General features: G+C 31.3%; 14 protein-coding genes. 12 read left to right on the top strand and 2 right to left on the bottom strand.

The window, feature by feature from the left end; genetic code table 11:
• Nucleotide 1: 1 nt before the first annotated feature.
• Entirely contained in the window at nt 2-1381 is a 1380-nt protein-coding gene (locus ACREVX_RS14925; RefSeq protein WP_431545014.1) for a DUF445 family protein, read from the top strand.
• An 84-nt stretch (nt 1382-1465) separates the two neighbouring features.
• On the opposite strand, the gene ACREVX_RS14920 is transcribed toward ACREVX_RS14925, so the two are convergent.
• Together ACREVX_RS14920 and ACREVX_RS14915 are read right to left on the bottom strand one after the other, a co-directional pair.
• Nucleotides 1466-2872, bottom strand: coding sequence for a HAMP domain-containing sensor histidine kinase (locus ACREVX_RS14920; protein WP_431545013.1), 1407 nt, complete (start codon nt 2870-2872; stop codon nt 1466-1468).
• 44 nt (nt 2873-2916) lie between these two features.
• On the bottom strand, nt 2917-3612 hold the full coding sequence (locus tag ACREVX_RS14915; protein ID WP_431545012.1) for a response regulator transcription factor: 696 nt from the start codon (nt 3610-3612) through the stop codon (nt 2917-2919).
• Between the two features lie 366 nt (nt 3613-3978).
• Between ACREVX_RS14915 and ACREVX_RS14910 the strand changes: the two genes are divergently transcribed.
• The 11 genes from ACREVX_RS14910 to ACREVX_RS14860 all read left to right on the top strand — a co-directional run bounded on the left by ACREVX_RS14910 (nt 3979) and on the right by ACREVX_RS14860 (nt 16417).
• Nucleotides 3979-4248, top strand: a complete 270-nt coding sequence (locus ACREVX_RS14910; RefSeq protein ID WP_431545011.1) for a metal-sensing transcriptional repressor — start codon at nt 3979-3981, stop codon at nt 4246-4248.
• Between the two features lie 16 nt (nt 4249-4264).
• Nucleotides 4265-6703: a heavy metal translocating P-type ATPase gene (locus tag ACREVX_RS14905; RefSeq protein ID WP_431545010.1), complete on the top strand. Its 2439-nt coding sequence runs from the start codon at nt 4265-4267 to the stop codon at nt 6701-6703.
• A 46-nt stretch (nt 6704-6749) separates the two neighbouring features.
• Complete coding sequence (locus ACREVX_RS14900) at nt 6750-6962, top strand: heavy-metal-associated domain-containing protein (RefSeq protein WP_431545009.1); 213 nt, start codon at nt 6750-6752, stop codon at nt 6960-6962.
• A gap of 228 nt (nt 6963-7190) precedes the next feature.
• Nucleotides 7191-7553 (top strand): GntR family transcriptional regulator, encoded by a 363-nt coding sequence (locus tag ACREVX_RS14895; RefSeq protein ID WP_431545008.1) that lies wholly within the window; start codon nt 7191-7193, stop codon nt 7551-7553.
• Nucleotide 7554: 1 nt separating this feature from the next.
• The gene (locus tag ACREVX_RS14890; RefSeq protein WP_431545007.1) at nt 7555-8430 is read left to right on the top strand and encodes an ATP-binding cassette domain-containing protein; all 876 of its coding nucleotides are present in this window, start codon (nt 7555-7557) and stop codon (nt 8428-8430) included.
• Nucleotides 8430-9179 carry a hypothetical protein gene (locus tag ACREVX_RS14885; RefSeq protein WP_431545006.1) on the top strand — a complete coding sequence of 250 codons (750 nt, stop codon included), beginning with the start codon at nt 8430-8432 and terminating at the stop codon, nt 9177-9179. The genes ACREVX_RS14890 and ACREVX_RS14885 overlap by 1 nt, the downstream gene beginning before the upstream one ends.
• A 258-nt stretch (nt 9180-9437) precedes the next feature.
• Nucleotides 9438-11201, top strand: coding sequence for a sensor histidine kinase (locus ACREVX_RS14880; protein ID WP_431545005.1), 1764 nt, complete (start codon nt 9438-9440; stop codon nt 11199-11201).
• Nucleotides 11202-11259: 58 nt separating this feature from the next.
• Entirely contained in the window at nt 11260-12342 is a 1083-nt protein-coding gene (locus ACREVX_RS14875) for a response regulator transcription factor (RefSeq protein WP_431545004.1), read from the top strand.
• Between the two features lie 446 nt (nt 12343-12788).
• A complete protein-coding gene (locus tag ACREVX_RS14870; RefSeq protein WP_431545003.1) occupies nt 12789-13679 on the top strand; it encodes an ABC transporter permease in 891 nt (296 codons plus the stop codon).
• A gap of 15 nt (nt 13680-13694) precedes the next feature.
• Nucleotides 13695-14579: a carbohydrate ABC transporter permease gene (locus ACREVX_RS14865; RefSeq protein WP_431545002.1), complete on the top strand. Its 885-nt coding sequence runs from the start codon at nt 13695-13697 to the stop codon at nt 14577-14579.
• Between the two features lie 125 nt (nt 14580-14704).
• On the top strand, nt 14705-16417 hold the full coding sequence (locus tag ACREVX_RS14860; RefSeq protein ID WP_431545001.1) for a type 2 periplasmic-binding domain-containing protein: 1713 nt from the start codon (nt 14705-14707) through the stop codon (nt 16415-16417).
• Nucleotides 16418-16514: the final 97 nt, after the last annotated feature.

Raw genomic sequence — 16514 nt, 5'->3', positions numbered from 1 at the left:
AATGAGAAATAAGAAAATAGCGGATTTATCAATTGTTGGTTTAACAATATTAGTTATTATAATCACTTTTATAAAAATTAATTTTAGAAATAGTGCATGGGTTGAATTTTTAAGTTTTGTTATTGAAGCAGCACTAGTTGGTTCAATTGCGGATTGGTTTGCTATAACTGCGTTATTTAAAGAACCATTTTTGGTTGGCAAAATACCTATAGTTGCTTCACACACTGCTATAATATCTAAGAATAGAGAGATTATAGTAGATTCTTTAGCCAATATGGTACAAAATGAGTTGCTAAGTGAAAAAGTGTTGAGGAGTAAAATTGAAGAAATTAATATAACGGATAGGTTAATTGGTTTTGTTGAAAAGAATGTAAGTACAAGAAGTGATTTATATGAAAAATTAGTAGACTACTTTATAGAAAAAATAGATAGTGTGGATTCACTAGAATTTGCTGAATTTTTAGAGAAACATATTAAACAAAAAATTGGAATAATAGATGTATCGGTTTATTTAGATAAAGGTATTTCATATGGACTTGAAAGTGATGAATTCAAAGAGGTATTTAATATTATAATAGATAGTGTAATTGAATATGTAAATCGTGATGGTACAAAGAAGATATTACAAAAAATTGTTAATGATGTTTTAAAGAAAGAAGCTAATAGTCTTGTTATGGAAAAAATCATTGGTATTTTAAAATCTGTAAAGGCAATAAGTACTTCAGATATTACAATATCAATACTAAAGCAAAGCAATAAACTTCTTTTAAATTTAAAAAATGAAGATGATATAGTACGACTTGAAATAATAAAGCAAATTAAACAGATATTCAAAAAAGTTAATTTAGATGATAAAGCTAAAGGTGATATAGAAGAATGGAAAATGGAAATAATTAAAGAAATTTCGCTTAAGGATTATTTTAATGAAATAATTAAAGAAGTTTTAAAAATCATTACTGATAAAGAACTTTATTTGTCTAATAATCCAATAGAGAAGTGTAATAAATTTGAAATAAACATATTGAACATGCAAGATATAGTATCTATTGTTAATGTGATAAAAATTCAGTTGGGTAATAGCTGGAATGATTTAAAAACTGACGATGCTCACAAAAAAAATATAGATGGATTAATTAAGGAGTCTGTATTTAGATTTATTGGATCTAAGTATCAAAATGTAGGTTATATAGTGAAACAAGTATTGAATAACATGAATGATGAATCTTTAAATGATTTTATAAATCAGAAGGCTGGGAATAATCTTCATGCAATTCGTATCAATGGATGTGTAGTAGGCGCATTATTCGGTGGTTTTGTTTTTGTTGTAACTCATTTGATTTATAATTGGATATTGCCCAATATATTTAATGTTAATTTTTAAACTACACATATTAACACCATTAACAACAACCCCTTCGATAAACCAATATCGGAGGGGTTAGAACACTAAAGCCAGATGACTTAGTCAACTGGCTTTAGTTATAGCTTTAGGAAATGTAAGCACAAAAGTACTTCCGTAACCCAATTTGCTTTTTACCTTAATTGTACCATTATGACATTCAACTATAGCTTTTACAATAGTCAAACCAATACCAGTACCTCCAGTATTTTTATCGCGGGATTCATCGCTCCGGTAAAATCTTTCAAATATGAATGGCAAATCTTTTTGGGATATTCCAATTCCATTGTCTTTTAATTGGATAGTTATGTTATTAACATCAGAATTTAGAGTTAATGTAACTTCTCCACCTGCTTTTGAATATTTAAGTGAATTTGAAAGCAAATTATATATTACTTGTTTTATTTTGTCTTTATCCATTAATACTTCTACATTTGATGGTAATTTTGAGTATATTTGCAAAGATGAATTGCTATATTGAGGTTGAAAAGAAGTTATTATTTTTTCAAGTTCTAAGGATAAGTTAAACCTAGATTTATTTAAGTTTAGGTTTGTTTGTTCAAGTTTAGCTATATTGCTAAGTCCTTCAACTAATTTTATTAAACGTTCTATTTCTTCATAAAAACTTGTTAGTACTTTTTCTGTAGGTTCCCAAACCTTATCTAGTAATGCTTCTATATGTGATTTTAAATTAGTAAGAGGTGTCCTAAGCTCATGAGCCATGTCTGACGTCAATCTTTTTCTAAGAAGCTCTTGTTCTTGCAAGGTTCGTGCGAGATAGTTTATTGAATCTTTCAAATCATCTATTTCTTTGGTTTTAGATGTAACATGAGATCTAACTTCTAAATCTCCATTTCTAATTCTATTAGCGGTTTCAGTGATTTTTGTTAAAGGTGAGGATATTTGCTTTGAAAGAAAAATGCTTACGATTAACCCAAATATTAAAGCTATAAAACCAGAAAGAAAAAAGGAGTGATTCAAGGTTTGTTTAAAAGTTAGTGCTCCTGCATTTAAAAAAGAGGTACCGTAATACCCAAAGACTATGGTCCCAATTTTTTTATTATTTTTGCTTAATGGGTAACTATCTTCGGTGTATTGACCGGGCTTTATTGAAGAAAAATTATTCATCATTGAATTCATCATTGAACCCATCATATTATTATTACCTGAATTTAAGTTGCCTGAGGTAAAGACAGTAATCCCAGTTGAATCTTTTACTTCAATATATAATTTTTCTGCATTAGCATATCTTAGTATTTCCTCTTTTCCAGTAGATGAAAAGCCTGTTTTCAGGTTGTATAAGCCATCTATTGTAGTTGCAATTTTATCTACTTTATTTTTATGCTCATCAATTAAATAATTGTTAAATTTTTTACCAATCATAGAATTTGAAATTAACACTGCAATGAGAATAGATACAATGGCAGTAAGAAGAAACCCTAAGGATAATTTTTTTGATAAAGACAATTTCATTTCATTCACCCCATATTTTCATTTGAGTTAAGATACAAGAACTATTAACCATTGAATTTATAACCCATTCCGTATACTGAAACAATATATTGTGGCTTTTTATGGTCGTCTTCAATTTTCTGCCTAATGTTTTTAATATGAGTATCAATAGTTCTATCAAAACCATCATAATCTATTCCAAAAGCTTTATTTACTAATTGTTCCCTTGAGAATATTTGCCCAGGATTAGTTAGCAAAGCAATTAGAACTTTAAATTCATTAGAAGTCAGAGATATGGGGCTACCTTGTTTTTTTACAATCATTTTTTCAATATTTATTTCAAGATCACCATTATTTATAATTAATAGCTGGGCAAGTGGGTTAATATCTCTATAAGTTCTTCTAATGATTGCTTTAACTCTACCAACAAGTTCTCTATTGCTAAAGGGTTTTGTTATATAATCATCCGCTCCAATAGCGAGACCTTCTATTTTATTGTCTTCCTCAGTTTTTGCTGTAAGCATAATAATTGGTACTGATGATGTAGCTCTAATTTTGTTACATACCTTCTCACCAGAAATTTTGGGAAGCAATAAATCTAATATAATTAAATGAATTTGTTCATTTTTAAATATATTCAAAGCTTCTTGACCATCTGATGCGGTTAAAACATCGAAACCTTCCTTTATTAAATAAGCTTTAATTACATCTAAAATTTTCTGCTCGTCATCAACAACTAAAATTCTCGTTTTATTATTCATATTTTCACTCCTGTATTTTAAAGTATTATTTATAGTATACGCTAGTGAGAAATTTAATTTGATATAATTATAGTATAAACTTCAATTGTGAGGAAAATATGAAGAATATATATGATTGTTAAGGGACTAAATATGTATGGGTACAGCCTTTTTTAGAAAATTCAGCATAAAATTGCCAAGAACAGTTTATAATATTAATAAATATAGTTTCTTCATAAAAAACACATATAAATATGTTAGTATATAGTTATAGATTAAAAAAAATATTATTTGATTAATGTTTTTTTATAAAATATACACCCCCCTACTGGGTAGGGAATAAATTTAAAATTTTATACCTTATAATATAAGGGAGGTAGAAGCCAAATGAATAAAGATCAATTGAAAGCAATTCAATCACTTAAAACATCAAAAGGACAGATTGATGGGATAATCAAGATGATGGAGGATGATAGATATTGCATTGATGTATCAAATCAAATAATTGCAGCGCAATCCCTACTTAAAAAAGCAAATATGTTGATATTAAAGCAACATCTCAATCATTGCGTAAAAGATGCATTTATAAATAATACAGGCGAGGAAAAGGTTGATGAAATAGTAGAATTACTTGCTAAATTAATTGGCAATAAATAATAGGGAGGAGTGTAACATGGAAAATAAAATACTTAAAATAGAGGGAATGACTTGTTCTGCTTGCGCTAAGGCTGTAGAAAGAGTTTCAAAAAAATTGCCAGGAGTGGAGGATGCAAGTGTAAACTTTGCTAGTGAGAAATTAAATATAAATTATGATGAGTCAAAAATTAAATTAGAAGATATACAAAGTGCGGTGGAGAAAGCGGGGTACAAACTATTAGTACAAACAACTAATAAAACCTTAAAGCTAGAGGGAATGACTTGTTCTGCTTGCGCTAAGAATATAGAAAGAACAACTAGGAAACTTAAGGGTGTAGTTGAATCAAATGTTAACTTTGCCACTGAAAAATTAACTATTTCTTTTGAACCTTCATTAGTAAGGACAGCAGATATAAAGAAAGCAATTGAAAAAGCAGGATATAAAGCAATAGAGGATGAAAGCAATGTAGACGTTGATAAAGAAAAAAAAGAAAAACAAATAAAAGCTTTATGGAATAGGTTTTTAATATCTGCGATTTTTGGTGTACCGTTATTATTAGTTGCAATGGTGCCTATGGTAGTAGAACTTCCTCAAGTTATTAATCCAATGATGCATATGGAGATTTATGCAATTCTACAATTACTGCTTGTTATACCAATAATATATACAGGTAGAAAATATTATATAGTTGGCTTCAAATCGTTATTTAGATTAAGTCCAAATATGGATTCTCTTATATCCATAGGAACTTCTGCAGCAGTTTTGTATAGTTTATTTGCTGTTTATGAAATAACGATTATGGGAGATATGAATTACGAAATGTATTTTGAATCGGCAGGTGTAATTCTTACACTTATAACTCTTGGCAAGTATTTGGAATCAGTAACAAAAGGAAAAACCTCTGAGGCGATTAAAAAACTTATGGGCCTTGCTCCAAAAACTGCTACAATAGTTAGAGATAATAAAGAAATAGAAATTCCAATTGATGAAGTTGAAGTTGGAGATATAGTAATAGTTAAGCCCGGCGCAAAAATGCCTGTAGACGGTGAGGTTGTAGAGGGAACTACATCTGTAGATGAATCAATGCTTACAGGTGAGAGTATGCCAGTAGAAAAAAGCATTGGTAGCAATATAATTGGTGCAAGTATAAATAAAAATGGAGCTATTAAGTTTAAAGCAACTAAAGTTGGTAAAGATACTGCGCTATCTCAAATAATAACCTTAGTTGAGAATGCTCAAGGATCAAAGGCTCCAATAGCCGCAATGGCAGATATTATATCGGGCTACTTTGTACCTGTAGTTATAGGCCTTGCTCTAGTTTCATCACTGGCTTGGTATATATCTGGAGAAACGGGAGTGTTTTCATTAACAATATTCATTTCGGTGCTTGTAATAGCATGTCCTTGTGCTCTTGGCCTAGCAACTCCAACAGCGATAATGGTTGGAACAGGTAAAGGTGCGGAGTATGGAGTACTTATAAAAAGTGGTACAGCGCTTGAAACTGCACATAAAATTCAAACTATAGTGTTTGATAAGACTGGAACTCTTACGCAGGGAAAACCAAAGGTAACTGATATAGTTACAATAGATGGTACCGACCAGGAATTCTTACTTCAAATAGCAGCCTCGGCAGAAAAAGGATCAGAGCATCCATTAGGTGAGGCTATAGTTAAGGACGCCCAAGAAAAATTATTGGAATTTAAGAAAGTAGATAAATTTAAAGCTATACCTGGTTATGGAATAGAGGTTAGTATAGATGGGAATAAAATAATACTAGGAAACAGAAAACTTATGATAGAGAGTGAAATTTCACTGGATGAATTAGAAGATGTTTCAAACAGACTTGCAGAAGAAGGAAAAACTCCAATGTATATTGCAATAGAAAATAAGTTAACTGGAATCATTGCAGTTGCTGATACAGTTAAGGAAAATAGCAAAAAAGCAATAGAAAGACTTCATAGTATGGGAATAGAAGTTGCTATGATAACTGGTGATAATAAAAGGACTGCTGCAGCGATAGCTAAGCAAGTTGGTATTGATAGAATACTAGCCGAAGTTCTACCAGAGGATAAAGCGAGTGAAGTTAAAAAACTACAAGCTGAAGGGAAAAAAGTTGCTATGGTTGGAGATGGAATTAATGATGCTCCAGCACTTGCTCAGGCTGATATCGGCATTGCCATAGGATCTGGTACAGACGTTGCTATGGAATCAGCAGATATTGTGCTTATGAGAAGTGACTTAATGGACGTACCTACAGCACTAGAGCTTAGTAAGAAAACTATAACAAATATAAAGCAGAATTTATCTTGGGCATTTGGTTACAATATATTAGGAATTCCAGTTGCAATGGGAGTGTTACACATATTTGGAGGTCCACTTTTGAATCCTATTATTGCAGCACTTGCAATGAGCTTTAGTTCAGTTTCTGTTTTAACAAATGCATTACGCTTAAAAGGCTTTAAGCCATTAAGATAGAATTATAGATTTAAATGAAAAATACAAATCGAGGGGAGAAATAAAAATGAAAAAGAAAATGACTATAGAAGGAATGAGTTGTCAGCATTGTGTAAACCATGTTAGCGAGGCGTTAAAAGAAATTGGAGCAAAAGATGTTGAGGTAAGTCTTGATAAAAAGCTTGCAACAGCGCTTTTTAGTGAAGATATAACTGATGAGGTTATAAAGGCAGCTATTGATGTAGTTGGTTATGACGTAGTAAAAATAGAAATAGCTTAAATATAAGAAATAATTAAATTAAAATGTGAAAATGCCCAAGTATTATGAATTGCATAATACTTGGGCATTTTATTTTTGGATATAAGTAAATGCTGTGAAATCTGCGTAAATAATTACTGCATTAATTTTTATATATTAAAATAAACTAATTTTCTATTGACAAGGAAATCATTAGGTTGTATAGTTAGTTACATAAGTAATTAACCAATTAAGCAAAGAGGTGATAATATGAAATTAGATTTTAATAATGAGTTGCCTATATATATGCAGATTGCTAAAGATATTGAGAACAATGTTCTTAAGGGAGTATTTGAGGAAGAAACTGTTATTCCATCTACAACAGAAATTTCAGTTAAGTATAAAATAAATCCTGCTACAGTAGCAAAAGGATTTAATTTACTTGTAGATGAAGGAATTATATATAAAAAAAGGGGTGTTGGTATGTTTGTTGTAACTGGGAGTAAAGAAATGTTAACAAAAAAAAGAAAAGAAAATTTTTACAACAATTATATTGTAGTCTTAATAGAAGAAGCTAAAAAGTTAGATATCTCAAGTAAGGATATTATTAAAATGATAGATGGAGGGATTTAATATGGGCGCAATAAAGGTTTCAAATGCAAGTAAAAAATATGGGGATACTTTTGCTTTAGATAATATCACATTAAATATAGAAGAAAATAAAATATATGGGTTACTAGGAAGAAATGGAGCAGGAAAAACAACTCTTTTAAATATTATAAACAATAGAATTTTTTTAGATAAGGGGACTATTTGTATAGACGATAAGAACTTGCATGACGATAAAAGTTGTCTGGGAAAAATCTATTTTATGGAAGAGCAAGACTTATATCCGCAGTCTATGAAAGTCAAAGATCTTTTTAATTGGACTAAGGAGTTTTATTCGAATTTTGATATGAAATATGCATTAGAACTTTCTAAAAAGTTCGAATTAAATATTAATAAAAAAATAAAAGAACTTTCAACAGGCTATTCCTCCATATGTAAAATTATAAATACAATGGCATCAGGTGCTGAAATATTAATTTTTGACGAACCAGTTCTAGGACTAGATGCTAATCATAGAGAACTGTTTTATAAAGAACTAATGGAAAGTTATATAGAAAATCCTAAGACTATTGTACTATCTACCCATATTATAGAAGAAGTTGCACAATTAATAGAGAGGGTTCTTATTATTAAGGATGGGAAATTAATTAAAGATGAAAGTGTAGAAGAATTATTAATGGGGTGCTACTGTGTTTCTGGATTAAATAAAAATATAGATGATTATATTAAAGATAAAAATTGCATAAGTGTAGATGAAATGGCGACCTTTAAATCAGCTGTTATAATAGGAGAAAATGGATCCTTGGAAAAGAACCAGCAGAAAAAACTAGATTTAGAAGTTTCAAAGGTTGAACTACAAAAACTATTTATTTATTTGACTAGTGACGGGAGGATAAAGTGATGATGAGTTATAAGCTTGCTAAATATAATGTTAAAAGCAGCATTAAATCAATAATAATTTTTTACTCTATACTGATAAGTGTAACAATAGGTATTGAGTTATTAAGCGGCATTTCTAATGGAGACGTTCAGTCATCTGGATTGGAATCAGCGTCTATAATATTTTTATTTGTGTTAGGTCTAAACTTTTTTAAAGAAAATTTTTATTTTAGCCAAGCCAATAACATTCCTAGAGTAGATTATTTTAAAGGTGTAGTAATATCTATTATACCTATAGGACTTGTTATGTCTGTACTGGATATAATAATAAATAGAGTGCATAATTTATTCTCAATTAGTCCCACAATGTACGATATGGCATATAGTGGATCTTTTAATTATAATACAAGATTTGAACTGTGGGTACAAAGTAATGACATAAAAACACTATTCGGGACAGTAACCTTTTTATTTTCTTTTTATATTGCAGCGTTTGGAGTAGGGCTATTAATAACAATGATATTTTACAATTGTAATAAAACAATGAAGATTTTAGTATCATTAACCCCTATAGCCATTATGACTATCTATGGAAGGGTGGTTTTTACAAATCCTAACTTTGGAGAAAAAACAGTGATTTTTTTTGATAATATATTTGGGATAAGCTCAAAGAACTCTTATATGTCTGTATTAACATTTATATGTTTGTTTGTAATAACAATGAGTTTTGTATATTTGTTTGTTAGAAAAGCTGTTGTTAAAAGAGATTAATGGTATAACTATTGAGGCAAATGAAATTCAATTATAAAATATGTAGTAGAGAGATATATTTAAAATAACGATATTTCAGCTCCGCAGGAGATGATTAAATGAGTAAGAGGAAGAATCTCCATATGATGGAGATTCTTTCATTTTATCTTCAAGTTGACCCATATATGTAATTGTGCTATTATCAAATTATAAAATGAATGTAAGGTTATGGGATTAATTAGCTGGCAATTTTATTCAAGTTTTTATAGGAGCGATAGTATGAAATGTAATCGTATAAGTTTTTTACCTGGATTTTTTAAATTTAAGACTGTACATCAGAGACTTATTTTTATTGTAATTATTGAAACTACTGTAAGTTTATTGTTATTGATTTTGGTTTCTTATCAGACTATCCATTCAATTGAAAAAAATAAATTGAAGACTTCAATGGTGTCAAATTTAGAACAGCTTACTGAAAAAATGAAACAAAATTATATGAATATGATTCAGATTTCGCAACAGATGTCCCCTGAGGGAACGGTGGGATCATTGCTAGAAAATTATTTCGAGGCTAAATCTAAATATGACATATACAGTATTGGACAACAAATCTCAGATGAGTTAGTTACTATTACCTTTGCTAACAACAATATTATTTGTAGAACATATTATGATCCCCTAAGTGGGAAGAAATATTTTAATGGCTTCTTTACTTATGAAGGCACTTCACCCCAAGGAAATAGGATATTGAAGAAAAATGGAAGTATTTATTATCATAGCTTGCATCTATCCAATACTATGGGCCTTGGAACTTGGCAAGTTTTATCTATTTCTCGTAAAATTAAAATTCAGGATGAAAGGGAACTTACTATTTATATTGAGTCTAGACTTGAGGCTAAAGATATTATCGATACCATTTCCAAGGTTCAAAAGATGAATTATGTTCTTTTGCAGTTAGATGCTAGCAAGCAGATTCAGTATTCTAGTTCAGAAGATTTTACTGTAGGTAAGAATTTTCAGATGGAAGATGAAGAAGAGGTAGGTAGTAGTTACTTTGGGAAATCGGGTAAGTATATAGGTGTACGGCTAACTTCTGATACAGGGTTTGCAAACGTATTGCTATTGCCTTCTATGGACTACAACAGTGAATTTTACACATGGGTACGAAATGTTATAGGAATATTAGCTTTGGCTATGTTGCTGTTTGGAGTTTCTTTTATTCTTTTATCTCGTTTAATTTATACACCACTTTCTATATTTTCAAAAGAAATGAAGAAACTGGGTCAGGGTGATTTAAATGAGGTTTCTGTTCAAACAGGAGCAATAGAGTATGATGAGCTTTTTAATCAGTTCAATACAATGAAAAAACAAATACAAACACTTTTGATTGATGCAGAAAGTGTAACTCAAGAAAAATACAAACTTGAAATAGAAAAAATATATTACCAGATTAATCCACATTTTTTGATGAATACACTTCATTCAATTCACTGGCTTGCAAAAATGCATAATCAGACTGAAATTGAGATTTTCACTATGGAACTCAATTATATTTTGGCGTACAGTCTGGGGAAAAGTGATAAAGAGGCTACAGTTCGGACGGAGATTAAGATGCTCCAGTCTTATCTTAGACTACAAAAGATGCGTTATGACTTTGAGGCAGAAGTAGAAGTAGAAGAGGGGGACTATTTGGATACGCCAACAGCACGGATGATTGTGCAACCTATTGCAGAAAATGCTATTCGTCACGGTCTAGGAGAACCCGGATGTCTCTGGATTAAGGTGTCTCACGATCAAAAGCAAAATGGTATCATCATTACTATTAAGGATAATGGTAAAGGTCTTACAAGTGAGGAACTTGAAAAACTCCAAGAGCCTTTTAAGAAAAATCCTGGCAATGTTAGTAAGACTAATGGAATTGGATTGCGTTACGTGAGGTCAATGCTGGAATCATTTTATGGAGATAAAGCGATAATTACAATAGAGAGTGAGTTAACTAAAGGAACAATAATCACTTTACTTTTACCAATAAATCGGAATTAATTCTTTATATCAATGTAGAATTTTTATAAGAAAGATTTAAAAATGGGGGGACACTAAAATGCATAGCGTATTAGTCGTAGATGATGACCGTATGGGGCGTCAGGGGATTATTTCAATGATGCCTTGGAAAAAATATAATATGATTGTTATGGGCGAGGCTCAAAACGGTGAAAAAGCGCTTGAATTTTTGGAGCATTCATCAGTGGACTTATTGTTTGTAGATTTGGATATGCCGGTTATCGATGGTATATCTTTAATGAAAAAATGTAAGGAGCTTTATCCAAAGCTTCTTTACGTCGTAATGACATTCCACGAAGATTTTCATTATGTACAATCTGCTCTTCGTATAGGCGCAATAGATTATATTTCTAAATTACAGATGGAAAGTACAGACTGTGATAAACTGCTTAAACGAATTAGCCAAAAAGTTGAAGAGAATATGCTGAAAAAAAATATAGAAAATGATGATGATAAAAAAAATATTTCTAAAGCTGATTCAGAAAAAAGCCAGGTGAAACGTGATTTTGAAGAAAAAGAGTGGCAGTCTCTTATAAAAAAATGGAATGAGATGCATTGGCTTTATGACGATGTTCTTTTTGAAGAACTATGTGCCAGCACAAAAAAAATAGATATCTCAATTTGGAGAGTAGCGCAGGTTTTGCTTCACTTAACTAGTCGTGCGGAAGAAAATATTAGCAAAGTTCATAAAGATGTTCCAGAGTATAAAAATGTTGATGATTTTTTCAAATGGATAACATCTTTTAGGGAGGAACTTAGAAGAGTGGCAGCCAGCGAAGCTAATCTTGATAAGATGCCACTTTCTATAATGAAGGTAGTAGTTTATATAGATGAGAATTTGGGGGCCCAACTTCAGGCGGAGGAAATTGCAAGTAGCATAAATCTAAGTCGTAGCTACTTTTCTATCAATTTTAAAAAATATACTGGAATGGCGTTTAAGGAGTTTGTGCGCAGGGAGCGCATTAGGAAAGCTAAAACTTTATTAGTTATAAAAGATGTTAACCTTGCAGATATTGCACTGGATATAGGATATGAGGACGTTAGTTATTTTATAAGGGTATTCTCAGAACTTACGGGAATGACACCTGGTGAATATAGAAAACAACATAGCAGACTAACATAGAAATGATAAAAAAACTGTGTGAAGGAATGTGTAAAAACATAATCTTCTCACAGTTTTTTATTGCCTATAAAATTAATATTATAACAAAAGTCGTGTAAACGTGTTCAATGTTCTGTAAATTAAAAACATTTGTGCTACTTTAATATAAAATGTTAACATTATATTAAATTTTATCACAAAAAGGTAGTTATTCAAGAACATCTATCTATATATGATGAATTATATTCTATGTTATACTTTGGTTGTAAACGAAAACATTGTTAAATATCACAGTTTATCCAATGGCAATTGATAGATGTTACAATTTATTGAGTTATACTTACAAATTTAGGCATTATGAAAATATTTCAAAATGATTTAATTCGACAACTTATATTAAATTTGATAACAAGAAATTTTTATTATTTCCTAGAAACAATTAGCATGGAAGGGGTGATTTTGTTAAGATGTATAATAAAAAATTTATAAAGCACTATTGGATAATGATGGCACCTGGTTATATTTGGTTAATTTTATTTAGTATTGTTCCAATGTTTGGTATCATTATGGCATTTCAAGATTTTAATCCAGTTATGGGGATTTTTAAGTCCAGTTGGATAGGGCTTGAGAATTTTAGTTACATGTTTAAAATGGATGATGTGAGACAGGTATTTATGAATACAGTTATCATTGCTCTATTTAAATTAATTGGAAACCTTTTTATACCATTAATTTTTGCTTTATTACTTAATGAGCTTACATTTAAAAAACTGGTAAGACCTATACAGACAATAGTATATTTGCCTTACTTTTTATCTTGGGTTATTCTTGCAAGTATAGTCCTTAATATATTTAGTGCAAGTGGTCCCGTTAATGGATTTCTCGGTATATTCGGTGTTGATCCAATATTATTCTTTGGACGTCCTGATTTGTTTAGACAGTTGGTTGTAGGTACAGATGTCTGGAAAGGTTTCGGATATAATGCGGTTATCTATCTTGCGGCTTTAACAGGAATTAACCCATCACTTCATGAAGCAGCAGCAATTGATGGAGCTGGGCGTCTAAGCAGGCTTTTACATGTTACTCTTCCAGGTATTAGAGTAACTATTGTACTTCTTGGAATTCTTTCTCTTGGAAGTATTCTTAACGCTGGATTTGATCAGATATTTAATTTGTATAATCCGTTAGTTTATTCTACAGGAGATATTATTGATACTTGGGTATATCGTGCCGGCCTTGTAAACTTACAATTTAGTCTTGCTACTGCAGTTGGTCTTTTAAAATCAGTTGTAAGTTTTGTTCTTATAATTTTCAGTTATGTAATGGCAGATAAATATACTGGATATAAAATATTTTAATGGGGGTGGATTGTTTTGATTGAAAATAATTCTTTAGGTGCTAAGATATTTAATGTTGCAAACTTAGTACTGTTAGTTTTAATTACACTTTTGTGCCTGGTACCTATTTGGTACATACTTATGATATCCGTCAGCGGAAAGGCGGCGGTAAATGCGGGTACAGTTGCTTTCTGGCCTGTAGGTTTCAATTTACTCTCTTATACTAAAATAATTGCTGAACCAGCATTTTTCTTGTCATTTTGGACATCAATAAAAAGAGTTTTTCTGGGGACAATAGTAGGAGTAGGAGCAACATTACTAATGGCATACCCTTTGTCAAAGACATCTAAGCAGTTACCTCATCGTAATGCTTACATGTGGGTATTAATATTCTGTATGCTTTTTAATGGTGGTACGATACCTTGGTATCTCACAATGCGTAGTTATGGTTTAATGGATTCAATATGGGGACTAGTGCTTGCGGGCAGCCTTCCAGTATTTAATGTAATCTTAGTTATAAACTTTTTTAGAAATATATCTCAATCTATGGAAGAAGCGGCATATGTAGATGGGGCTGGTCCATGGCGTACTTTCATTCAAATTTATATGCCACTTTCAGGTCCTGTAATTGCAACAGTTACGCTATTTACAATCGTAGGACATTGGAATGAATTCTTTCAGGGGTTGGTACTGAGCAATAAGCAGTCAAGCTATCCACTACAAACTTATATACAACAGTTAGTTGTAAGTTTAGACTTATCTTCTATGAACACTGAGCAGATAAAGCTTACAACGCAACTTAATAATAAATCCTTAAATGCAGCTAAAATATTCATTGCTATGGTTCCTGTTCTTATGATTTACCCATTCCTGCAGAGATACTTTATAACTGGTATTACTCTGGGAGCTGTAAAAGAGTAAATCGTAGAATAACTAATTGAAGTTTTAATTGCTTCTAGAAAGTAATTGAAATATAAACAAATTTTTAATAAGTAGGATTTACATTCCTATTCAACAAATTGTCTAATAATGAAGGGGGAAAATTCATGAAATCAACAAAAATGTTATCTTTAATTATGACGGTTACTATGCTCATTACCATTTCATCAGGTTGTGCCCAAAAAACACCAAAAGGTGCTGCGACTACTCCAGCTACAGCTACAGCTAGTAGTAGCAGTAAAGCAGAACTTGATCCTTTTGGAAGGTATACTGAGCCGGTTACAATTCATCTTGTTCGAAGTTTGGATCCCAACGTAAAGTTTGACGCGGGTGAATCTATTGAAAAAAATGGCTATATTGATGAAATCAAAAAGCAATTTAATATTGACGTAAAATTTGATTGGGTTTCAGCTCCAGGTGACTTTGACCAGAAACTTAGTTTAGCAATTGCTGCAAACAATATTCCAGATGCGGCTATTGTAGGAATGACACCTTTTAAATCTATGGTTAAATTTGGACAGGTTGCAGATATGACTAGTGCACTTAATAACTCTGGTAGTGATTTGCTAAAGAACTTTTATAAGAGCGGCGGAGATACTATTAAAAAGTTAGTGGAAGTAGATAGTAAAGTTATGGCTATTCCTGCAACTAATCCCAAAGCAAACGGGTTTAATGAAATGTGGGTTCGTAAAGATTGGCTAACTAAAGTAGGACTTGAAGTACCTAAGACTCTTGAAGATTTGCAAAAGGTTGCCAAAGCTTTTGTAGAGAAGGATCCAGATGGTAATGGTAAAAAAGATACAATAGGAATAGCTGGACCAGCAAAAACTAATAACCTTACAGCTACAGATGGCAATCAGTTTGGACTAGATCCTATTTTCAGTGCTAAACAATCATTCCCAGGGTATTGGTTAAAAGATGATAGTGGGAAAGTTGTATACGGTTCTACACAACCTGAAACAAAACAAGCATTACAAGAAATAGCTGATATGTATAAAAGTGGTCTGATTGATAAAGAAATGTTTATGCGTGATGATAGCTTACAACCAGTTCTTGATAACAAAACAGGTATTTTCTTTGGCCCTTGGTGGACTGGATATACTCTAAGTGATGCTTATACTAAGACCCCTGCTCCAGATTGGCAGGCATATGCATCACCAGTAGCTGAGGATGGTAATTATTATGCACACATGGCAGCTCCTGCTACTGCATTTTTAGTTGTAAACAAAGATTATAAATATCCTGAAGCTGCTGTAAAAATTATTAATCTGCTTCTAAGGGACGAAAGTAAATGGATAGAATCTGGTCTTAGTAAAGATTCTGGTACTGGAGGTTCATATCCGCTCTTCTCTGTATTTGACAATGTAGATGAGCTTGAGTCATCTTATAATATTATTGATAAATACATGAAGGGTGAAACTAAAATCGAAGATGTTGATTTTAGCACTCACAAACTTCTAAAAGGTGATATGGAAGCAATCAAGAAACTTAAAAAAGAACCACTTGATGATTATTCTATTAACAATTGGGATCTAAAGTCGGAGCTTGTAAAGAACAATCTTCCTAGACTCGTATCGATTATGGTTGGAGACAAACCACTCACTACTGAAAAAAATATTAAAGAAGTATATAGTTTATATTATGGTCAAACAGATACAATGTCATCTAAATGGGCTAATCTACAAAAGATGGAGAAAGAAACTTTTTCGAAAATTATTATGGGAGTAGCTCCAATCAGTACATTTGATGATTTCGCTAAAAAATGGAATGATCAAGGCGGAGACAAAATTTTGACTGAAATCGCAGACATAGCAAAATAATATCCTGAATATTTTCAAATTATATGAGCTGGAATTATTGTTTACACAATTCCAGCTCATATATTTTATATCACTTAAGAACGTTAGAAGGGCAAAA

Source organism: Clostridium sp., from assembly GCF_050717545.1.
Classification (GTDB): Bacteria; Bacillota; Clostridia; order Clostridiales; family Clostridiaceae; genus Clostridium_AD.
Note: the sequence above shows the minus strand (reverse complement) of the source record. Positions and strands in the feature narration are given on the sequence as shown.